Origin of the sequence: Streptomyces sp. NPDC102259, from assembly GCF_044766465.1 — a bacterium.
Taxonomy (GTDB): domain Bacteria; phylum Actinomycetota; class Actinomycetes; order Streptomycetales; family Streptomycetaceae; genus Streptomyces.
In genome coordinates this window covers 173,615-193,889 of record NZ_JBIWMA010000011.1, presented here as the reverse complement: position 1 = coordinate 193,889, position 20,275 = coordinate 173,615, and the positions used below count along the sequence as shown (strand labels likewise).

Annotated in this window: 17 protein-coding genes and 1 pseudogene; 2 read left to right on the top strand and 16 right to left on the bottom strand. The window is 70.5% G+C overall.

Annotated elements, in window-relative coordinates:
- The first annotated feature begins 275 nt into the window (after positions 1-275).
- Positions 276-845: a SigE family RNA polymerase sigma factor gene (locus ACIRPU_RS25135; RefSeq protein ID WP_384120393.1), complete on the top strand. Its 570-nt coding sequence runs from the start codon at positions 276-278 to the stop codon at positions 843-845.
- The gene (locus ACIRPU_RS25130) at positions 842-1,720 is read left to right on the top strand and encodes a hypothetical protein (protein ID WP_403871085.1); all 879 of its coding nucleotides are present in this window, start codon (positions 842-844) and stop codon (positions 1,718-1,720) included. Before ACIRPU_RS25135 ends, ACIRPU_RS25130 begins: the two co-directional genes overlap by 4 nt.
- A gap of 15 nt (positions 1,721-1,735) precedes the next feature.
- Here ACIRPU_RS25130 and ACIRPU_RS25125 read toward each other — a convergent pair whose 3' ends face one another.
- The 16 genes and pseudogenes from ACIRPU_RS25125 to ACIRPU_RS25050 form a co-directional block, all read right to left on the bottom strand.
- Entirely contained in the window at positions 1,736-2,890 is a 1,155-nt protein-coding gene (locus tag ACIRPU_RS25125) for a right-handed parallel beta-helix repeat-containing protein (RefSeq protein ID WP_403871082.1), read from the bottom strand.
- Positions 2,891-3,023: 133 nt separating this feature from the next.
- Entirely contained in the window at positions 3,024-3,821 is a 798-nt protein-coding gene (locus tag ACIRPU_RS25120; RefSeq protein ID WP_403871079.1) for an HAD family acid phosphatase, read from the bottom strand.
- 153 nt (positions 3,822-3,974) lie between these two features.
- Positions 3,975-5,087: a chondroitinase-B domain-containing protein gene (locus ACIRPU_RS25115; protein ID WP_403871077.1), complete on the bottom strand. Its 1,113-nt coding sequence runs from the start codon at positions 5,085-5,087 to the stop codon at positions 3,975-3,977.
- A gap of 104 nt (positions 5,088-5,191) precedes the next feature.
- The gene (locus ACIRPU_RS25110) at positions 5,192-6,373 is read right to left on the bottom strand and encodes a dienelactone hydrolase family protein (RefSeq protein ID WP_403871074.1); all 1,182 of its coding nucleotides are present in this window, start codon (positions 6,371-6,373) and stop codon (positions 5,192-5,194) included.
- Positions 6,360-7,388, bottom strand: coding sequence for a pectinesterase family protein (locus tag ACIRPU_RS25105; RefSeq protein WP_403871301.1), 1,029 nt, complete (start codon positions 7,386-7,388; stop codon positions 6,360-6,362). Before ACIRPU_RS25105 ends, ACIRPU_RS25110 begins: the two co-directional genes overlap by 14 nt.
- Positions 7,389-7,392: 4 nt before the next feature.
- Positions 7,393-8,547 carry a pectinesterase family protein gene (locus ACIRPU_RS25100; RefSeq protein ID WP_403871071.1) on the bottom strand — a complete coding sequence of 385 codons (1,155 nt, stop codon included), beginning with the start codon at positions 8,545-8,547 and terminating at the stop codon, positions 7,393-7,395.
- Positions 8,548-8,667: 120 nt separating this feature from the next.
- Positions 8,668-9,999, bottom strand: coding sequence for a polysaccharide lyase family 1 protein (locus ACIRPU_RS25095; protein WP_403871068.1), 1,332 nt, complete (start codon positions 9,997-9,999; stop codon positions 8,668-8,670).
- A gap of 77 nt (positions 10,000-10,076) precedes the next feature.
- Positions 10,077-10,874 carry a rhamnogalacturonan acetylesterase gene (locus tag ACIRPU_RS25090; RefSeq protein WP_403871065.1) on the bottom strand — a complete coding sequence of 266 codons (798 nt, stop codon included), beginning with the start codon at positions 10,872-10,874 and terminating at the stop codon, positions 10,077-10,079.
- 105 nt (positions 10,875-10,979) lie between these two features.
- Positions 10,980-12,317: an ABC transporter substrate-binding protein gene (locus ACIRPU_RS25085; protein WP_403871063.1), complete on the bottom strand. Its 1,338-nt coding sequence runs from the start codon at positions 12,315-12,317 to the stop codon at positions 10,980-10,982.
- A gap of 113 nt (positions 12,318-12,430) precedes the next feature.
- Positions 12,431-13,492, bottom strand: a pseudogene (locus ACIRPU_RS25080) (polysaccharide lyase family 1 protein); the annotation flags it as partial.
- A 34-nt stretch (positions 13,493-13,526) separates the two neighbouring features.
- Complete coding sequence (locus tag ACIRPU_RS25075) at positions 13,527-15,056, bottom strand: family 43 glycosylhydrolase (RefSeq protein ID WP_403871061.1); 1,530 nt, start codon at positions 15,054-15,056, stop codon at positions 13,527-13,529.
- Positions 15,053-15,907 (bottom strand): PmoA family protein, encoded by an 855-nt coding sequence (locus tag ACIRPU_RS25070; RefSeq protein WP_403871059.1) that lies wholly within the window; start codon positions 15,905-15,907, stop codon positions 15,053-15,055. Before ACIRPU_RS25070 ends, ACIRPU_RS25075 begins: the two co-directional genes overlap by 4 nt.
- A complete protein-coding gene (locus tag ACIRPU_RS25065) occupies positions 15,907-17,085 on the bottom strand; it encodes a Gfo/Idh/MocA family protein (RefSeq protein WP_403871056.1) in 1,179 nt (392 codons plus the stop codon). Before ACIRPU_RS25065 ends, ACIRPU_RS25070 begins: the two co-directional genes overlap by 1 nt.
- Positions 17,082-18,368, bottom strand: coding sequence for a polysaccharide lyase family 1 protein (locus ACIRPU_RS25060; protein WP_403871053.1), 1,287 nt, complete (start codon positions 18,366-18,368; stop codon positions 17,082-17,084). The genes ACIRPU_RS25065 and ACIRPU_RS25060 overlap by 4 nt, the downstream gene beginning before the upstream one ends.
- Positions 18,365-19,264: a carbohydrate ABC transporter permease gene (locus ACIRPU_RS25055; protein WP_403871050.1), complete on the bottom strand. Its 900-nt coding sequence runs from the start codon at positions 19,262-19,264 to the stop codon at positions 18,365-18,367. Before ACIRPU_RS25055 ends, ACIRPU_RS25060 begins: the two co-directional genes overlap by 4 nt.
- Entirely contained in the window at positions 19,261-20,196 is a 936-nt protein-coding gene (locus ACIRPU_RS25050) for a sugar ABC transporter permease (protein WP_355703870.1), read from the bottom strand. The genes ACIRPU_RS25055 and ACIRPU_RS25050 overlap by 4 nt, the downstream gene beginning before the upstream one ends.
- Positions 20,197-20,275 lie beyond the last annotated feature (79 nt).

The window sequence follows — 20,275 nt, the reverse complement described above, 5'->3', positions numbered from 1 at the left end:
GCCTGAATGATCTGTGCGCGGATGCTGGCTGGATTGTTGCCGTGTTGAACCGTCTTCAGGTTTTCGCCGTGTTACGGAATCGGACTCCGAGGACGTTCGGCCTGCCACATGATGTTCGAACCCCCGCACCAAACCGAGTAATCGATCACTGCTACGCTTCCCGATCTCGCCCCGGCCACCTCCTCGGGGCATCCCCATGTCATTCACATGACACACACAGGCGCACCCCGCAGGTTGCGCCGAGCCGCACCAGCCGTACCGAGAAGAGGTCACCCGTGGGCACAGTCGTCGACGACGCCGCCTCCGTGGAATTCCATGCCTTCTTCGACCGCCACTACGCCGAACTGTCCCGTCTCGCCCACCTGCTGACCGGTGAGGCGGACGCCGCCGACGATCTCGCGGCGGACGCGCTGCTCGCCCTGTGGAACCGCTGGGACCGGGTGCGCGCGGCCGACCATCCGGTGGCGTACGCCCGTGGCGTGGTCGCCAACCTCGCCCGCACCCGCATCCGCAGCGCCGTCCGGGAGCGCCGCAGGATCGCGCTGTTCTGGTCGCAGCGCGAGGAGAAGACGGAGAACCCCGACATCGCGGGCGTGGTGGACGTCCAGTCGGCGCTGCGTAGACTGCCGTTCCGCAAACGGGCCTGTGTGGTGCTGCGGCACGCCTTCGATCTCTCGGAGAAGGACACGGCGCTCGCCCTGGGGGTCTCGGTGGGTACGGTGAAGAGCCAGACCTCGAAGGGGATGGCCGAGCTCCAGAAGCTGCTCGGCGCCAAGGGGGCTCCGCTCAAGGTGCCGACGATGGTGCGCACCGGTGAGGCCTCGGCCTCAGGAAGGGACCGATGACGATGCAGCGGGACGTGCACGACGAGCTGCGCGCCCGGCTGCACGAGGCGGCCGAGGCGCACGAACCCGACCGGGCGTACATCCTGGCCCGCGTCGAGCGCGGCATGGCGGGACAGGCACGGGGACCGGAACGGTCCGACCACCGGGCGAGCCGCCCGCTCCTGTGGGGCTGGGCGCGGATCGTGGGCGCCACGGCCGCGGTCGCGGGCATGCTCGCGGTCGGCGGCTACGCGGTGGCGTCCGCCGTGAAGGACGACACCCCGGCGCAGCAGACGGTCTCCGTCTCCTCGCCGCCGGTCGAGTCCCCGGAGGCGACGAGCCGCCCGCCTGCCTCGCCGAAGGCCACGCCGAGCTCCGGCGGCGGCGCGAAGGACCCGGCGAAGCCGAGCGCCTCCCCGTCGAAGAGCTCCGCGGCGACGCCCTCCGCGCCCGCGGCCACGCTGCTGCCGGCGACGACCGACGACGAGGACGGCCCGCTGTGGTCGGACGGCTCGGTCGACCCGCACAGCAACGACTTCTGGGCGCAGAGCAACGTCACGATCAAGACGTCCGAGGCACTCACCGCACTGACCGTGCAGTTGAAGGTCGCGCAGACCGGCGGGGTCTCGTCGGCGGGCGCCTGGCGCTCGCTGCCCGAGGACGACTTCACGTTCTCGGTGGCCGAGCGGGACGGCTTCCTGGTCTACACCTGGGTGCTCAAGGAGGGCCGTACGGTCGCCAAGGGCGAGTGGGTGTTCGCCGGGCAGTACGACCACGACCGCGGCGGCCGCGACGCCAAGGACGACACCTATGCGGTCACGGGCAGCTCGGAGCAGCGACAGGGCGCCGTGGGCGGTGACTTCGCCTCCGCCGAGGACGACGAAGGCGATTCCTGACCACCGGGACAGCGCCTACTTCATGGTCGTGCCGATGGTGGTCGAGCCCGTGGTCAGGAAGGTCGTCGCGGGCAGCGAGCCGTCCGCCTTCCGGGCGCCGTAGGCCGTCGTCGCGTCCGTCGAGACGAACGCCGGCGTGGACACCCCGCCGTCCCAGTTGTTCGCCGCGGAGACGGCCGACGAACCCAGCTTGTCGAGCCCGCCCTTGTTGCCGACCGCGAGGTTGCGGGCGAGCCGGGCCTTGCCGGTGGCGAAGTAGAACCCCGCCTCGGCGTTGGCGTAGGCGGTGTTGCGGTTCAGCACGATCGCCCCGGTGTTGGAGTTCTCGGTGAACCCGTTCAGCGTGTTGTCCCAGGCCGCGTCGTTGTTGACGACATGCGCGACGGCCACGCCCCCGCCGCCCAGCTTGAAGCCGTTGCCGTTGCCCTCGAACGCGGCGTCGCTCCACCGGTTCTTCCCGTTGCCGAAGGCCCACGAGTGCTCGATGGTGACCGGCGTGGAGAACTGCCACAGGTCGAGGCCGTCGTCCGAGTTGTTGTAGAGACGGGCGCCAGTGATCCTGTTCCCGGTGCCCGACCCGAACTTGATGGCGATGCCGTCCGCGTTCTGGCCGTGCCCTGCGGCGTCGTAGTTTCCGTAACTGTCCAGGTTCTGCACGAGGTTGTTGACGGTGTTGTCGCCGCGGAGGGTGAACCCGGAGTCGCCGTTGTTCGCCGTGACCAGGTTCTTGAAGACGCCGCCGGTCGACGAGGTGACGACGAAGCCCTGGGCCGGGGCGGACTGGAAGGTGAGGTTCTGCACGGTCCAGTAGCTGCCGTAGATCCCGGCGAGCCAGGAGCCGGCGGGGAGCTTGGACCCGTCGATCTTCACCTTCTCGGTGCCGTACGCCTGAAGGGTGATCCGGGCCGAACTCGTGCCGCTGGCGGTCGACTTGAGGGTGGCCGTCGGGTAGTACGCGCCGCCGCGGACCTGGATGACGGTGCCGGCGACCGCGTTCCGCACGGCCGACTCCAGCTGGGCGGTGGTGGAGACGGTGACCGTCGACGAGGCGGCCTCGGCGCCGCCGCCGGACAGGCCGAGGTAGACGCCGCCCGCCCCCGCCGAGACCGCCACCGCGGCGGCGATCGAGAGGGTGCGGGTCCTGCGGTGGCGTCCGGTGCTCATGCGCACGGGGTGGTCCTTCCGGTGAGGGAGTGAGGGAGGAAACGGGCCGGAGGGGCCGCCCCGGCCCGTTTCCGCACCTCAGTCGTCACCGTGGCCGCAGCAGGTTGCCGTGCCACCGAAAGAGATCGAGAGAGTTGCGTCAGCCGACGTAGTACGTCGGGTTCGGCAGCTTGTACGTCCGGTCGGCGTAGCCGCCGTCGAGGTCGGAGTACTGGTCGCCGAAGGTGGCGATGATCTCGTAGCCGAGGTCGTGCTCGATGTGCTTGCGGGTACCGGACTTGTACTGGACGGTCGTGCAGGTCCAGGCGCCCGGGGTGGCGCAGCCGCTCAGGTACGACGGCGGGGTGGCCGCGTTCTTGAGGAACATGTGGTCGGCGTCGAGGTTGATGTCGGCGCCGACCTTCTTCAGGTTCTCGACGGCGGCGGAGCGCTGCGCCTCGGCGAGGCCCGAGTTGTAGAAGACCTCGACGCCCTTCTTCTCGGCGTACTGCACGAGTTCGGGGCTGCCGAACACCGCCGGACGGTCGGCCTTGTTCACGTACGCCGCCCAAGTGGCGGAGTTGTACGTGTAGTTGTACCGCTTCTCGTAGTCGAGGCTGAGCAGCAGCGTGTCGTCGATGTCGAAGACGACCGCGGGCTTCTCGCCCTTCCTGACCGCCTTGCGGGCGGCCTGGTCGATGTACTTCTTCGCGGCCTTGTCGATGCTCGCGAGGTCCTTGGCGTACGGGCTGGTCGGCGACGCCTGGTACACGCCGTTCGCGTCCGGCGCGGTGCCGTAGTAGGTGTCGATGTCCTTCACCAGGAGCCCGATGTTGTAGGGCTCGTGGGTGGAGTTGGCCGTGGACTGGCCGGCCGTGGCCGCGCCGGCGCCGTAGAGGGCGGCGCCGGCGACGGCGCAGGCCGCGGCGATGGCCGCGATGCGCAGTGGCTTATGCATGACACGTTTTCTACGCGCGTCACACCTCCGAGCGCGAGACCCGTTGCCCGACCGTTACCCGTTCACGGGCAAAAATCGGGTCAAGCGATCGGGGCGGACGATCCGGTCCGGCCCATCGGGTCCGGCGCCCGGACGACCCGGCGGGGCCGCCGGTCAGTTCATGGTCGCTCCGATGGTCGTCGAGCCCGTCGTCAGGAACGTGGTCGTGGGCAGGGTGCCGCTCGAACTGCGCGCGTTGTACGTGGAGCTCGCGTCGGTGGACTTGAAGGCGGGGGTGGAGATCCCGGAGTCCCAGTTGTTGCCGGCCGAGGTGACCGACGAACCCTTGCTCACCGAGCCACCGCCGTTGCTGACGGCCAGGTTCTTGCCGAGCTTGGCGGAGCTGGTCGCGAAGTAGTAGCCCCACTTGCTGTTGGCGTAGGCGGTGGTGCGGTTGATGACGATGGCGCCGGTGTTGGAGTTCTCGGTGAACCCGTTTCCGGCGTTGCCCCAGGCGGCCGAGTTGTTGACGACGTGCGCGACCACCTCGCCGTCGCCGCCCAGCTTGTAGCCGTTGCCGTCGCCCGCGAAGGCCGAGTCGGACCAGCGGTTGACGCCGTTGCCGAAGGACCAGGTGTGCTCGATGGTGACGGGCGAGGAGAAGGACCAGAAGTCGATCCCGTCGTCCGAGTTGTTGTAGAGGCGGGCCCCGGTGATGAGGTTGCCGGTGCCGGAACCGAACTTCACCGCGACGCCGTCGGCGTTCTCGCCGTGGTTGGCGGCGTCGTAGTGGCCGTAGCTGTCGATGTTGCGGACCGTGTTGTTGACGGTGCCGTCCCCGGTGAGGGTGAAGCCGGAGTCGCCGCCGTTGATGGTCTTGATGTTGTTCCAGTTGGTGCCGGTGCAGGACTGGCAGACGACCGCGCTGTCCGGGGAGTTCTGGAAGGTGAGGTTGGAGACGTTCCAGTAGTCGGCGGTGAGTTTGAAGATCCAGTCGCCGTCGGGCAGCGACGAGCCGTCGATCTTCACGGTCTCCGAGCCGTACGCCGTGAGGGTGACGGGCGACGAGGAGGTGCCGTTGGCCGTGGACTGGAGGGTGGCCGTCGGGTAGTAGGTGCCCGCGCGGACCTGGATGACCGTGCCCGCGGTGGCGTTCTTGATGGCGTTGGACAGGTCGGTGGAGTTGCTGACCACCACGGTGGCGGCCTGCGCCTGGGTGGGGAGGACGGCGAGTCCGGCGCCCAGGGTGAGGGCGGCGACGGCCGTGAGAGCGGTACGACGAGACATGGAGTGCGGTCCTTTCCGTCGTTCAGGGGATGGGAAGTCGCTCAGGGGATGGGAAGTCGCTCAGGGGATGGGGAGTCGTTCAGGGGGTGGAGCAGCGGTGCCGTTCACAGGACGGTGTCGAGCCAGGCGAACACCTCGTCCTGCATGCGGTCGACGAAGACATGGCCGAGGTCGGGCCAGCTCTTCAGGTGCAACCGCTCCTCGGCGTGACGGGAGCGCCAGACGCCGCGCAGCCGGTCGTGGGCCGCGCGGACGCCGTCGGCGGGGAACAGCGGGTCGAGCCCGCCGTCGAAGAACAGCATCGGCCTGGGTGCGGCGATGCTCGCCACGTCGGGGAAGTCGAGGTACCGGGGAAGCCCGGGGTGGAGCATGTAGTACGAGGACTGTCCGCGCAGGGTGTTGTTGCCGGGCACCATCATTTCCTTCAAGCCGGTCATCCAGCAGACGGCCGCCGCCGCGGCGAGGTCGTCGCTGAGCGCGGCCGTCTGCCAGGCGCGGAAGGCGCCCATGGAGAACCCGACGGCCGCGACCCGGCCCCGGTCGACCCGGTCGAGGCCGGCCAGGAACCCGGCGGCACGGGCGTCCTCGCGGGCCATGAGTCCGGCGAGCGAGGAGCCGAGGTTGAAGAAGTTGGAGGCGAGGGCCTGCTGCTGGTCGTAGGCGAGGGGCCCGCGGTCACCCCAGCCGAGGGCGTCCGCGCACAGCACGACATATCCCCGCCGGGCCAGCTCGTCGCCGACGAACCGCCCGCTGAAGTACCGCTCCGACCAGCCCTGCGCGGAGGCGAGCCGGGTGTCGTCGTACCAGGGCCGGACCAGTTTCTCCTTCCCGATGTCGAACTTCGCCCCGTGGTCGTGCAGGAGCAGTACGGCCGGGAAGGGGCCGGGACCGTCCGGGGTGAGGAGCGCGGCGCGGACGCGTTCGTGGCGGGTGAGGGAGAGGGTCACCAACTCGCCGGTGTAGCCGTCCTGTCGGCGCCGGTCGGTGAACTCGGGGGCGTACGGGGTCCGGTCCTGTGCTCCGACGACCAGCAGTTCCTCGACCTTGGCGCGGGCGGCCCGGCGCCAGGCGCGGAAGTCGCGGATCGGGGACGTTCCCCAGGCGAGGGGGAAGGTCAGCTCGGCTTTGAGGGCGGGGTGGAAGTCGGGCAGCGGCCCGTCCACGACGGCTGCCCGCCCGTCCACGACGGCTGCTCGCGCGTCCGTGGTGGCTGCTGCGGTGAGGAGCGCGGCCCCGGTGCCGACCACGAACGTCCGCCGCCCCACCGCCGGATCACGGACGCCCATACGGCCTCCAGTCCCCGAGGTACGTCCGCCGGGTGTGGGTGGCCGCCTCCTCGGCGGTCAGCTGCGGCCGGTTCTCCGGCACCGAGATCACCGCGCCGGGGCCGGAGTTGGCGTGTTCGCGGAAGCGCATGGTCTGCCAGGGGTAGGCGTCGCGCATGTTGGTGTACGGGGTCACCGCGTCGATTCCGGAGCCGATCCAGGTGTCCCGCACGACCAGCGAGGGCCAGGCGGTCGTCTCGTACGACGGCACCCAGGGGCGGGCGATCTTGTACGCCGCGTCCTCGGCGCCGGAGGTGATCCGGCCGCGCAGGGCGAGGAAGCCGTAGGGGTTGGCCCGGGCGGTGGCGGGGGCGAAGACCATGCCCTTGGGGGTGAAGGTCACGTCCCGTTGAAGGGTGTGGAAGTGGCAGGCGTCGAAGACGGCCCGGCCCCGCCCGAAGACGAAGTCGACGTCGCCCTCGATGTAGCAGCGGTGGAAGTACTGCCGGTCGAAGGCGTCCAGCGCGGTGGTGTCGGCGAACAGGGTGTCCTGGTGGGCCAGGAGACGCACGTTGTCGAAGTGCGTGCGGTCGCCGGTGACGTAGGCGGCCACCGCTTGGGTGCCGGTGATCTCCGGATGGTCGGCGCGCAGCCAGTCGTTGGCCAGGGTGAGGTCGCGGACGGTGAGGCCCGGCGCGGCGGAGGTGAAGGTGGCGGAGCCCGCGGTGCCGTAGGTCCCGGACCCGTCGGGCTTGGCGGTCCCGTTGGCGTTGTCGAACACGAGCACGGCGGCACGCGGGTCACGGGAGGCGCCGCGTATCGTCAACTCCCCCTTTTCCGCTGGCACGTTCACGACATCCCGGTACGTGCCCGGGTGCACGACGACCGTCCCGCCGGGGCCGTCGACGGCGTCCACGGCGGCCTGGAGGGAGTCGCCGGGGCGGACGTGCAGGGTGCGGTGGGACCGGGCGTGGGCTGGGGTCGCGGTGATCAGGGCGGCGCTCGTGATGCCCGCGAGAAGGGTGCGTCGGCGCAGCATCTCAGCACTCCCCCTTCCAGGGCTCCCAGTCGCCCAGGTAGGCCGCGCGGGTCGCCGAGCGCGCCTGTTCCGCCGTGAGTTGGGGGCGGTTCTCGGGCACGGTGATCCGGGCTCCCGGCCCGGTGTTGCGGTACTCGGCGAACCGCTGGTTCTGCCACGGGAAGGAGGCCGACATGTTGGTGTAGGGCGCGACCGCGTCGATCCCGGCGTCCAGGCGGGTGTCGCGGACGGTGAGGCTCGGGCGGGCGGTGGTGTCGGAGCTGGGCACCCAGGGGCGGGCCAGTTTGTAGGCGGCGTCGGGCGCCTCGCTGCTGACGCGGCCGCGGACGACCAGGTAGCCGAGGGGGTTGGCGCCCGCCGTCGAGGGGGCGAAGACGAAGCCGTAGGGGGCCGCGGCCAGGTCGGTGCGGTTCAGGGTGCGGAAGTGGCACTGCTCGTACACGGCCGTCGCCCGGCCGAAGACGAAGTCGACGTCTCCCTCGACGTAGCAGTGCGCGTAGTACTGCCGGGCGAAGGCGGTGAGGGCGATGGAGTCGGCGTACAGGGTGTCCTGGTGACCGAGGAAACGGCAGTGGTGGAAGGCGGAGCGGTCGCCCTGGACCTTGATGGCGACGGCCTGGGTGCCGGTGATGTCGGGGTGGTCGGCGCGCAGCCAGTCGTTGGCGAAGGTGATCCACCGGGCGGTGAAGCCGTCGGCCTGCACGGTGGTGGTGGCCGATCCGGTGGTGCCGTAGGTGCCGCCGCCGGGCTTGGCGGTGCCGGCCGCGTTGTCGTAGACGATCACGACGTCGCGGGGGTCCTCGGAGGCGCCGATCCAGGTGGCCTCGGTGCGGGTGACGTCGAGGGCGACGGTCTCCCGGTAGGTGCCGGGGGCGAGGACCAGGGTCCAGCCGCTGCCGGTGGTGGCGGCGACGGCGTCCCGGACGCCGGTGAAGTCGCCCCTGCCCAGCGGGTCGACGTACAGGGTTCGCGGGGTGAGGCGATCGGCCGGCGAGCCGTGTCGGCCGAACGGGCCGCGCCGCGCGGTGGCGGCCCGCGCGGGTGCGGCGGCGAGGCCGAGGGCGGCGGCCGTACCGGCGGTCGCCGTCAGGAATCCTCTTCTGGAGAGCGGGAGTCGGGAGTGTCGGGGGTTTCGAGGGTGCCGGGGCGAGGACATGCGGGTGCTCCTTGGCAGTGCGGCTCTGCTGAGGGGGCCGGGGCGGCGACGGGCGCCGCCCGCCCCGGCCTTCGTAGGAGGGGCCGGCCGAGGGGTCGGCCGGAGGGGTCGGCCGGAGGGTCAGCCCAGGCGTCCGGCGCCCGCGCCGCAGTCGACGATCCGGGGAACCGCCTTCGCCGGGTCCACTTTGGTGCGCAGGGTCGGCGTCCAGCCCGCGCCGGACTGCAGGACCTCGGCCGGGATCTCCGCGTTGTGCACGGCGATCAGATCCGTGAGCCGGCCGTTGACGTAGTTGTCGTCGGCGGTGAGCGGCGACACGTTCCACCGCTTCAGCACCTTGGCCGCGCTGACCCCCGTCGGCAGCGTGAACGCGTTGTGCTCGGCGACGAGTTGGGACTCCTTGCCGATGCCGAAGCTGTAGGCGAAGGAGTCGTCGGCGACGAAGTGGTTGTTGTAGGAGTCGACCTGTCCGAAGCGGACCCGGGGGGCGCGCTCGACCAGGTTCGAGAACTGGTTGTGGTGGAAGGTCACCTTCAGGTGCCCCCGGTCGCCGACGGCCGTCGACTCGCTGTCGCTGTTGCCGATGAGGATCGTCTTGTCGTGGTCGGTGAAGACGTTCCAGGAGGCGGTGACGTAGTCGGCGCCCCGGACGATGTCCAGCTCGCCGTCGTGCTGCTGGTACAGCATGCCGAAGTAGGTCGGCGCGGCGCTGTCCGGGTGCGATCCGTCGGTGAACGTGTTGTGGTCCAGCCACACGTGCGTCGAGCCGTAGACGACGGCCGTGTCGTACTCGGAGTTCCAGTTGCCGTTCGTGCCGTCGGTCGGGTCCCACTGCGGGAAGCAGTCGATGGGCGACTCGAAGGCCAGGTTCCGGATGATCACGTTGTCGACGGCCTTGATCTGCAGGCTGACGCCCTTGAAGCCGGCGTTCTTCCCGATGCCGACGATGGTGGTGTTGGCGGGGATGTTCGCCTTGATGGCCGTGTCCTGGGCGGCCGCGGAGGCGCGCCGCAGCCCCTCCGGGCTGTCGTCGGGCTCGGCGCTCAGGTCGGTGTCAAGACCCCAGGTCTCGGGCGCGTACGCGGCGAGATAGGCGTCGAAGTCGTAGCCGGGCGCGGCGAAGGCGTCGCACCCCTCGGCGACGGCGTCGATGACGCCCTTCACCTTGATGATCTTCGGCGCGCTGCCGCCGGCGGCGAGGGCGGCCTTGAACCCGGCCCAGGTGGTGACGGTGTACACGTGGTCGGCGTCGGCGGCCGACCCGCCCGTGGTTCCCGTCCCGTAGGAGGCCCAGCCGTCGTTCGCGCCCAGGACCTGCCGGCCGAGGTCGCGGGCCGAGGAGCGGGAGTGGGCGTCGGCCTGGGCGGACGCGGTGCCGGTGACGGACAGCACCAGCGCGGTGCACCCCATCAGGGCAGCAATGACGCGGCCATGACATATCTGTGTACGCACTGTACGGGTCTCCTCTTGTGACGAAAGGGCGTGCGGGTCCTGCGCGAGCGGTGCGGGCCTAGGCGAGCGGTGCGGGCCTAGGCGAGCGGTGCGGGCCAGGTGATCCAGGACGTGGGGATCTCGTCGTGCAGCCGGACGACGTCACGCGGCCCCAGCACCCGCGTCCGCAGCAGCTCGCCGACGACGAGCCGCGCCACGGCGATCGCGCCCGGCGGATTGAAGTGCGTGTTGTCCTGCTCGGTCTCGGTCCAGTTGAAGTACGTCTTCGTCTCCTCGACGCCGAGGCGCTGCCACAACGCGAGCGACAACGCCTGGACGTCGAGCAGCGCCACCCGCTCCGCCTCGGCGAGCGCGCGCATGGCGGCCGGGTACTCGCCGTGCGTCGGCACGGCGTTGCCCTCGGCGTCGAACCTGCGCCGCTCCACGGGCGTGACCAACACCGGCCGCGCGCCCTTCGCACGGGCGCCGTCCACGTACATCCGCAGGTAGTCCTGGTAGGTGGTCCAGGGCTCGGTGTAGCGGGCCGGATCGGTGGTCTTCTCGTCGTTGTGCGCGAACTGGACGAGGAGCAGGTCCCCCGGCCGGATCGCGGCGAGGACGGCGTCGAGCCGCCCCTCGTCGACGAAGCTCTTCGAACTGCGCCCGTTCACCGCGTGGTTGGCGACGGGCCGGTCCTTGTGCAGGAAGAAGGGGAGCGCCATGCCCCACCCGGTCTCGGGCGCGGCGTCGGAGTACTTCTGGGCGGCGGTGGAATCACCGGCGATGAAGAGCGTGCGGGGCCGGCGAGCCCCGGCCTGTGCGGGCCCGGCGGCCACCACGCCCAGCGGAACGGCGGCGAACGCCGCCGAAGTGACCTGTCTGCGGGTAAGGGACACGAGGTGCACCTCTCAACAGGGGCGAGTGAATGTCTTCAGGGGCGCGGGGAACTGCGCGGCCGGCCACAACGGGCCCGCAGTCCCCCACGACCGAAACCGCGTGACCTACGCGTGGTTCTTCTTCCAGTCGGCCTGCGCCGCGTTCAGCTGCTCGGCCAACGTGTCCAGGAAGTCCTTCGGGCTCAGCTTCCCGAGCAGCACCTTCTGGAAGTTCGGCTCGTTGTCCGCCTTGGAGATGGTGTTCCAGTCGGGCAGGTAGTAGGGCAGCTGCACGATCTTGGTGGTGGTGCCCGCCAGCGCCTCGGCGGCCAGCTTCGTCGGCTCCGACTCCTGCACCCAGCTGTCCTGCGCCGCCTCGGAGTTCGCCGGCACCTGACCCGCCGTCTCGTTCCACTTGCTGTTGGACGCGTGCGACGCGGCGAACTCGATGAACTTCCAGGCTGCGGTCTTGTTCTTGCTCGCCTTGAACAGCCCGAGCCCGTCGACCGGGTTGGACACCTGCACCCGCGTGCCGTCGTCCTGCGTCGGCGCCGGAATGCCCTTGAACTTGCCGGCCAGCGCCTTCTCGTGGTCGCCGTACGAGCCCAGGTTGTGGCTCAGCATGCCGATGGTGCCGGAGTCCCACTGGGCGACCATCTTGGTGAAGTCGTTGTTGACGTCGGCGGACGGCGTGTCCTTCTTGAACAGACCGACGTACTTCTCCAGCGCGGCCACGTTCTTCGGGTCGTTGACCGTGGTCTTCTCGCCGTTCCAGAACTCGGTGATGCCGCTCTGCCCGTAGGTGGCGTCCAGCGCCTGGGCGATGGACCCCGCGCCACCGCGGATGGTGTACCCGAAGGCGTTCTTCTTCTTGTTCGTGAGCTTGTCGGCGGCCGCGTAGAACTTCGTCCAGGTCGTCGGCGCGTCGAGGCCGGCCTGCTGGAACAGGTCGGTGCGGTACCAGAGGGTGCCGTTGTTCGCGGAGGTCGGCACCGAGTACGTCTTGCCGTCGATGCCCGCCGCCTTGACGCCGTCCAGGAACTTCTGGTTGAGCTTGCCGTTCAGCGCGCTCTTGGAGATCCGGCTGTCCAGCGGTTCGAGGGCGCCCTGCGCGGCGACCTCGGCGAGCATCGCGGTGCCCACGCCGCCGACGTCGGGCAGACCGCCGCCCTGGATGGCGGTGTCGTACTTGGACTGGACGCTGTCGGCCGGCACACCGACGTAGTTGACCTTGATGTCGGGGTTCGCCTTCTCGAAGTCGGCGATGATCTCCTTCCAGACGTCGGTACGCACACCGCCGTTGTTGTCCCAGAAGGTGATCTCCCCCTTGCCGGAGCCCTCGCCTCCCTTGTCCCCCGCGCCGCCGCTGCCGTCGTCGCCGCAGGCGGTGGCGGTCAGCGCGAGCACGGAGCCCAGGGCGACGGCCAGGGCGGCGCGCCTGCTTCTGCGGATGCTGCTCTTCATGTGGTCGGCTCTCTTCTTCTGGATCCCAACGGAGATATGAAGTTGTGGGGGGTCAGTGGTGGTGCCGGTGGGTGGGGTCAGTGGGTGATGCCGGTGCGGAGGCGTGGTGGGGCGCCGATCCGCTTCTGCGGCCCGGAGAACCGGGTGACCAGCGCGGGAACGGCGGCCGCGGGATCCAGCCGGTAGGCGTAGAACTCCCGCGGGTCGAAGGCCGAACCCCACGCGTCGGTCCGCCCGCTGGTGTTCCTCAGGATCGATCCGCGCTGCACCAGCTCGGCGGTGGCGTCGGCCTGGTAGGGGTGCTGGATCCCGTCGAAGTAGCTGTTCTCGATGACCATCTTCGTGTGGCCGCGCGACCAGTTCCCGTAACTCCACACCGGGTCCCCGTCGGCCACCTGCGCCGAGAGGTAGTTGTTGTAGAGGTGGGCGTACGCGCAGTTGTCCGCGGACGGGTTGCGCTGCTTCGTCCCCGTGAACCAGTTGTGGTCGATGGTGATCTGGGTCAGGACGTTCGTCGTCCAGCCGATGCCGAACGCCTTGTTGTGGGTGTCGAACCGGTTGGCGGAGACGGTGATGTACTGGCTGTCCTTGCGGATGTCGAGCAGCCCGTCGCCCATGTGCGTGAACCGGTTGTGGTCGATCCACACGTGGTCCGCGGTGTCCATCTGGATCGCGTCGAAGTCGGTCGTCTTGCCGTCCCAGTCGCCCTCGACGTACGAGTCGCGGATCGTCAGGTTGCGGATGATCACGTTGTGCGTACCGGGGTTCAGATGCAGCTCCCCGTGCACGATCTCGCCGGTGTCGCCGACGCCGATGATCGTCTTGTTCGAGGTCACGACGATGTCGGAGCCGAAGGGCTCGACCGCCACCGCGCCCTCGACCCGGATGACGTACGGCTCCTCGGCCGCCGCGTACCGCGCGAGCGAGGCCTGGTCGGCAACCGTGACGACCTCGCCGCCGGCGCCTCCGGTGGTGCCGCCGGCGAGGGAGGCGAAGCCGTGCGCCCGGTCGGTCCAGGGGGACGCCGAGAAGGCCGGGGTGACGGCGGCCGTCCCCGGCTCACCGGCGGCCTTCGCCTGTCCGGCGGCACCGAGGCCGAGAGCGGCCAGCAGGCCGGTGACGGCGGCCAGGACCACAGCCGGTCTCGGCAAGCGCTTGCTAGGGAAGTGCGTCATTGCGGCTCCCGACAGGCGTACGGAAAGTGAGGGGTCAGAGCGGGCGGAGCGGGCTGATCCGGAACTCGCCGAACGCGGCCGCTCCGGCGTGCCCGGTTCCGGGGGGCGCGAGGGCGAAGAGGCCCAGTAGGGCGCCCACCCAGCGCCAGGGCGTGGCGGCGAACACGGGTCCCGAGTAGCGCAGACCGTCACCGGTGTCGTAGGCGAAACGGCAACGTGCTCCGGTGCCGATCTCGATCCGCAGGCGCGCCCGTCCCCGGGGGGCGAGTCGCGGATGGGCCGCGTCCCGTTCCCTCTCGGCGACCGCTTCGGCGAACCGGTGCACGAGGTGGACCGCCCCGTCGGTGCCCCGCTGGAGCCCGATCCAGCCGAAGGCGTCCCCGAGGACCGCGAGTCCGGCGCGGGCTCCCGGCTCCTCGCTGTGCAGCTCCAGTTCCACCTCCACGGCGGACGGGAGGCCGGGCAGCCGTTGGGTGAGGACGCTCGGCAGCCTGCGCAGGTCGTGCGCGTCGGCCGTCCGCACGCAGGTCAGGCGCAGTCCGTCGGCGGAGTGCTGGGTGGCGAGGCCGTCCTGCGGGTTGGCCGTCCACGACCACTGGCGGCCGAAGCGTCCGCCGGGGAAGTCGTCGTCGGTGGCGGGTGCGGCCGGCGGTCCCGCGGGCAGGTCGGGCCGCCGGTGCTCGAGCACGGGCGCGCCCTCGTCGCCGATGACCGGCCAGCCCGCCGCGCTCCCGGATGCGCCCCAGCGCATCGGCTGGAGGTGGACGACCCGGCCGTACGCGCCGCGCTGCTGGAAGTGCAGGAACCAGTCCTCGCCGGACCGGGTGCGCACCCAGCCGCCCTGGTGGGGGCCGTTGACCTCGGTGTCCTTCTGCTCCAGGACGATCCGCTCCTCGTACGGGCCGAAGAAGTCGCGGGCCCGGAAGGCGCCCTGCCAGCCGGTCTCCACTCCCCCGGCGGGCGCCAGGATCCAGAACCAGCCGTCGTGCCGGTAGAGCTTCGGTCCTTCGAGGGTGAACCAGCCGGGGATCCGGTCCCCGTCGACGATCACCTTGCCCTCGTCGAGGACGGCCGTGCCCTCGGGGTGCATCCGGTGGCCGGTGAGCCGGTTCTTGACGCCCGCGCGGGACTTGGCCCAGGCGTGGACCAGATAGGCCTCGCCCGTCTCGTCGTCCCAGAGGGGACAGGGGTCGATGAGGCCCTTGCCCTCCTTCACCAGGTGCGGACGGGACCAGGGCCCCCTGATCTGCGGGGCGTTGACCTGGAAGATGCCCTGGTCGGGGTCGCCCCAGAAGATCCAGAAACGGTCGTCGTGGTGCCTCAGGGAGGGCGCCCACACTCCGCAGTCGTGCCGCGGGGACCTGAACTCGGCCGCCGGTTCCAGGCGTTCGAGGGCGTGGCCGATGAGCGTCCAGTGGACCAGGTCGCGCGAGTGCAGCAGGGGCAGGCCGGGGGCGCGGCCGAAGCTGGAGGCGGTGAGGTAGAAGTCGTCGCCGACCCGCACGACGTCCGGGTCGGACCAGTCGGCGTTCAGCACGGGGTTGGTGTACGTCTCGGACGTCATTGGCTGACCGCCTTCCGTACCAGTACCGCCGCCTCGTCCCGGTTCAGGCGGCCGTCGGCGACGACGGTGACGATCCGGCGTACGGCCGTCTCGCCGGGCGGGACCGCCAGCCTCTCCTCGGAGGCCAGCGAGGAGCCGACGCCCGGGTACTCGGCGGTGCGGACGAACCAGGGGTCGCGGCGGGTGGCGGGGGTGGCTCCGGCGAAGACGAGGGTCCAGTGGGCGCCGGCCAGGGCGAGCCAGTCGGCGCGGCCTCCGTGGACGGATGCCTCGCCCTCCGTGCCGGCGGTGAAGACCTCGGGGGCCGCGTCCTCCTTCCGGGCCCGCCAGAAGAAGCCGCCGTAGGCCGCTCCGGGGCGCCCGTTCGTCGCCGGGCTGCCGATGGACAGCGGTCCTGAGGTGACGTTGGTCAGGGAGAAGGTGAAGTCCAGCGCCCAGGCGGAGTCGGTGAGTTCGGTGGCCGCGACCGTACGGCGCTCACGCAGCAGCTCCGTCCCCGAGGCGACCCAGCGCAGCTCCTCCACGAAGCCGTCCGGGTCGCGGAGCTGGAAGGAACCGTGCCGCTGGGCGCCGTGGTTGTCGAGCTCGGTCGGGCCCTGGTCGCGGACGTAGGTGCGGCCGCCCCAGAAGTTGTGCCCCTCGACGTCGGGTACGGCTACACCGACGCCGAGGTGGTGGGTGTGGTCGGCCGGGCTCAGCTCGGTGACCGCCGTGCCGGCCAGGGTGGTGACGGGGTGCAGATAGGGGCGCGGGGAGAGCCGGGCGGGCAGTTCGGGCCGGGTCACGTAGCGGGCGACCGGGCGGCCGGCGACACGCAGGACGACCGGTGCGTCGGGTGCGGTTGCGGTCATCAGGGGCTCACCTCTTTCGGATGCGCGGTCGTGAACGCCCAGGGGACGCCCAGTTCGGAGTAGAGGGCGAGGGTGTCGGCGGCGGCCGCGACGAGGCCGTCGATGCCGGGGACGACCCGCCGCTCCTCGTCGGGCAGCAGACGCCAGGCGTCGGCGGGCACCTGCACCGGGTCGGGGGCGACCCGGATCGCCTCGACGACCCGCATGAACGACTCGGTCACGACGGGCGGGACCAGCAGTTCCGTTCCGTCGGTGAGGTGCTCGACGAGGTTCTCCAGCAGGTCGGTGCGGCCGTACTCGAACTCCTCGGGGCCGTGGCCGGCCCGCTGGAGCAGGACGCGGTCCTGCTTGTACCAGTACGTGATCCGGCCGCGGCTGCCGTGCACGATGACGTACGGGTCGTCGGGGTCCTCGGCGCACAGCGTGGCCGCGACGACGATCTCGCGGCCGTCGGCCGTGGTGACGCGGACGCAGGAGGTGTCGTCGGACTCGATGGCGTTGGCGTGCGCCAGCTCGGTCTCGATGCCGCTCACGTCGGTGGCGCGGGTGGCGCCGGCCAGCGCGAGGGCGGTGGCGACGGCGTGCGCGAGCGGGTTGGTGAGCGCCCCGTCGATCACGTCGACGCCGTTCAGCCGGCGCCTGCCCGCCCAGGGCGCCCGTCGGTAGTACGCCTCGGGCCGGGCCCAGGCCCCGGCGCCGCCGACCCCGGCGACCTCGCCGACCACCCCGTCCTCGATCAGTGCGCGGATCGCGGGCACGGCGTGCGAGCCCAGCGACTGGAAGCCGATCTGGCAGACCACGCCCGCCTCGGCGACCCCGTCCGCCATCCGGCGGAACTCGGCGTAGGAGGGCGCGGGCGGCTTCTCCAGCAGCAGGTGCACCCCCTTGCGCGCGGCGATCAGGGCCAGGTCGGTGTGGGTGGGGATCGGGGTGCAGATGACGGCGATCCGGGCGCCGGTCGTGTCCAGCAGCGTGCCGAAGTCGGCGGACTGCTCGGGCGTGCCGAGTCCCTCGGGGATCTCCGCCGCGGTCAGCGGGGTCAGCTCGCAGACTCCCGACAGGCGGACGATGCCCTTGTCCTGGAGCCGGCGGATGTTGTCCAGGTGCCAGCGGCCGTGGCCGCGCGCGCCCGCGAGGACGATCGGGACCGGGCTGGTCATCGGTTCGGCGGTGCTCATGGGATCCTCCCAGCGCCCGCGCCGCGTGCCACCTCACGGTCGGCCACCGCGGCGCTGTCGATCTTTCCGTGCAGGGTAGGCGTCCAGCCGACGTCCGCCGTGAGATCGCGTTCGCTGCCGCTGTTGTAGGCGTTGTAGACGGCGAGGAGGTCCACGGGCCAGCCGTTGAAGAGCGTGCCGCTCTGGTGCAGGGCGGTGCCGTTCCAGCTCTTGACCAGGTCGGCGACCTCGACGTGGCCGGGGGTGTGGAAGGCGTTGTTCTCGGCGTAGAGGGCCGACTCGGTCGACACGCCGATCGAGTAGCGGTACTCGGCGCCCTCGGGGACGACGTACCGGTTGTCGTAGAGGTGCACCTGCCCGAAGCGGACGCGCGGTGCGCGCTGTACGACGGACTCGAACTGGTTGTGGTGCAGGGTGACCCGGAGTTTCCCGCGGTCGCCGGTGGCCGTGTCGCCGCTGCCGATGAGCATCGCCTTGTCGTGGCCCGCGAACCGGCTCCAGGAGACGGTGACGAGGTCGGAGCCGTTGGTGATGTCCAGCAGGCCGTCGTGGCGCAGGTAGTTGCGGGCGAAGCAGGTGGGCTCGGCGGCGTCGGGGTGGCCCTGGTCGGAGGCGGTGACGTGGTCGACCCAGACGTGGGTCGCGCCGTTCAGCCAGATGGTGTCGTACGCGGTCTTCCAGTCGCCGAGGCCGCCGGTGTTGGGCTGCCAGACGGGGAAGCAGTCGTAGGCGTCGCGCAGGTCGAGGTTGCGCAGGATGACGTTGTCCGCGTTCCTGACCTGGAGGCTCGCGCCCTTGAGGACCGCCCGGTCCAGGCCGACGATGGTGGTGTTCGAACCGACGGGCAGCACGATCCGCTCGGCCTGCCGGGCCGCCGACGCCTGGCGGGCCTCCTCCTGCGGGCCGCTCGGCTTGGCGGAGCCCCAGGTGCGCGGGTCGTAGGCGGTCAGGTACTTCTTCAGGCCGTACCCGTCGGTGGCGTAGTCGGCGCAGTCCAGGTGGTCGCCGTCGTCGTCGGTGTCGGCGTCGATCGTCCCGGCGATCCTGATGATCTTCGGGGTGTCGCTGCCGCCGTCGAGGGCGCGGACGAGTCCGGCGCGGTCGGTGACCGTGTAGACGTGCGCGTCGTCGGCCGCGGCGCCTCCGGTGGTGCCGGTTCCGTACGCGGCCCAGCCGTCGTCGGTGGCGAGGGTGTCGCGGGAGATGTCCCGGGCCTCGGCCTGCGCTGGGACGCAGAGCAGTCCCAACGCCGCTGCCACCACGGTGATCTGACGGATCCTCACCCCTTCACCGCCCCCGCGCTGAAGCCGGTGATCAGCCACTTCTGGATGAAGGCGAAGACGAGCACCACGGGGACGGCGGCGATGATGCCGCCCGCGGCCAGCGCGCCCAGGTCGACGCTGTCCGCGCTCATCAGGGTGTTGAGGCCGACGGGGATCGTCTGCTTGGTCTGGTCGGACAGGAACATCAGGGCGAACAGGAAGTGGTTCCAGGCGTGCACGAAGGCGAAGGAACCGACGGCGATCAGCCCGGGGCGCAGCAGGGGAAGGACGACGATCCGGAAGGCGGTGAGCCGGTTGCATCCGTCGACCCAGGCGGCCTCCTCCAGGGAGTACGGCACGTTCCGGATGAAGCCGCTGATCAGGATCATCGACAGGGGCAGCTGGAAGACCGTCTCGGCGATGATGACGCTGCCGAGCGAGTTGATCATCTTGAGCTCGGCGAAGATCTGGAAGAGCGGCACCAGGAGCAGCGCGCCCGGCACGAACTGGGTGCACAGCAGGGCGAGCATGAAGCCGCGCTTGATTTTGAAGTCGAAGCGGGCGAGGGCGTAGCCGCCGGCCAGGGCGACGCCGGTGGTGAGCAGCAGGGTCGCCACACCGGTGAGCACGCTGTTCTGGAAGTAGACGGCGAAGTCCCGCTCGTTCCAGACCTTCTCGAAGTGGTCGAAGGTCATCGGCCAGGGCACGAGCGAGGTCGAGCCGGCCGGGCGCAGCGCGAAGAGGAGGATCCAGTAGAAGGGGACGAGGGTGAAGACCAGGTAGATCGACAGGGGGAGGTAGATCTGCCAGCGGGGGGCCTCGTCCCAGGCGCGCTTCTGCCTGGGCGGACGCCGGTCGGCCGCGCCGGTCACGCGCACGGGGACGGGTGTGACCTCGGTGGCCTCCTTGGTGATCATTTGTCGCCTCCTCCGAACTTGCTCAGCCGCAGATAGACCATCGAGCAGAAGAGCAGGATCACGAACGCGACCGTGGTGAGGGCGGACGCGTAGCCGAAGTTGTGTGCGTCGACGCTGGTGTTGGCGATGTAGAGCGGGAGGGTGGTGGTCTCCCCCGCCGGGCCGCCGCCGGTGAGCGTGTAGAGCAGGTCGACGTTGTTGAACTCCCACACGGCGCGCAGCAGCGTGGACAGGACGATGGCGTCCTTCAGGTGGGGCAGGGTGATGTGCCAGAACTGCTTGATCCGGCTGGCGCCGTCGACCTCGGCGGCCTCGTACAGGTCCTTGGAGACGGACTGGAGGTCGGCGAGGATGAGGATCGCGAAGAAGGGGACGCCTCGCCACAGGTCGGCGATGATCGCCGCCGGGAAGACGGTGGAGGTGTCCGACAGCCAGCTGGTGCCGTACTCGCCGATCCCCATGTCCGCGAGGTAACGGGTGATGCCGGTCTGGGAGTTGTAGAGCAGCACCCAGATCGCGGAGGTCAGCACTCCGGAGACGGCCCACGGGGAGAAGACCAGCGCCCGGCCGAGCGAGCGCCCCACGAAGGTCTGGTTGACGATCAGGGCGAGGGCGAGGCCGAACAGCAGTTGGAGTCCGACCTCGACGAAGACCCACTGGGCGCTGAAGGTCAGCGTGTCCCAGAACTGGGGGTCGTCGGTGAAGGCGTGGACGAAGTTGTCGAAGCCCGCGTAGCCGTTGCGCCACGGTTTGGTGGGGTTGTAGTTCTGCAGGCTGTAGTAGAAGACGCTGATGACCGGGTAGGCGATGAAGCCCAGCATCAGCAGGGCCGCCGGCGCGATCAGCAGGTACGGCAGTCTGCGGGGCGTGGCGGAGGCACGGCGCCGCCGGGGTGGCGCGGGCGGCTTCGCCACGGCTGCGGCTTGGGCCATGACTGTTCTCCGTTCTCAGTACGTCTCTCGGTGCGTCATGCGTGCGGGGCGCGTCGCGCAGGAAGCGCTTTCTCGTGGT

Excerpts from the sequence above, each read along its gene's own strand:
- ACIRPU_RS25070 (WP_403871059.1), bottom strand. The coding sequence starts at position 15,907 with ATGACCGCAACCGCACCCGACGCACCGGTCGTCCTGCGTGTCGCCGGC.
- ACIRPU_RS25085 (WP_403871063.1), bottom strand. The coding sequence starts at position 12,317 with ATGAAGAGCAGCATCCGCAGAAGCAGGCGCGCCGCCCTGGCCGTCGCC.
- ACIRPU_RS25100 (WP_403871071.1), bottom strand. The coding sequence starts at position 8,547 with ATGTCCTCGCCCCGGCACCCTCGAAACCCCCGACACTCCCGACTCCCG.
- ACIRPU_RS25075 (WP_403871061.1), bottom strand. The coding sequence starts at position 15,056 with ATGACGTCCGAGACGTACACCAACCCCGTGCTGAACGCCGACTGGTCC.
- ACIRPU_RS25115 (WP_403871077.1), bottom strand. The coding sequence starts at position 5,087 with ATGTCTCGTCGTACCGCTCTCACGGCCGTCGCCGCCCTCACCCTGGGC.
- ACIRPU_RS25065 (WP_403871056.1), bottom strand. The coding sequence starts at position 17,085 with ATGAGCACCGCCGAACCGATGACCAGCCCGGTCCCGATCGTCCTCGCG.
- ACIRPU_RS25130 (WP_403871085.1), top strand. The coding sequence starts at position 842 with ATGACGATGCAGCGGGACGTGCACGACGAGCTGCGCGCCCGGCTGCAC.
- ACIRPU_RS25110 (WP_403871074.1), bottom strand. The coding sequence starts at position 6,373 with ATGGGCGTCCGTGATCCGGCGGTGGGGCGGCGGACGTTCGTGGTCGGC.
- ACIRPU_RS25120 (WP_403871079.1), bottom strand. The coding sequence starts at position 3,821 with ATGCATAAGCCACTGCGCATCGCGGCCATCGCCGCGGCCTGCGCCGTC.
- ACIRPU_RS25050 (WP_355703870.1), bottom strand. The coding sequence starts at position 20,196 with ATGGCCCAAGCCGCAGCCGTGGCGAAGCCGCCCGCGCCACCCCGGCGG.
- ACIRPU_RS25055 (WP_403871050.1), bottom strand. The coding sequence starts at position 19,264 with ATGATCACCAAGGAGGCCACCGAGGTCACACCCGTCCCCGTGCGCGTG.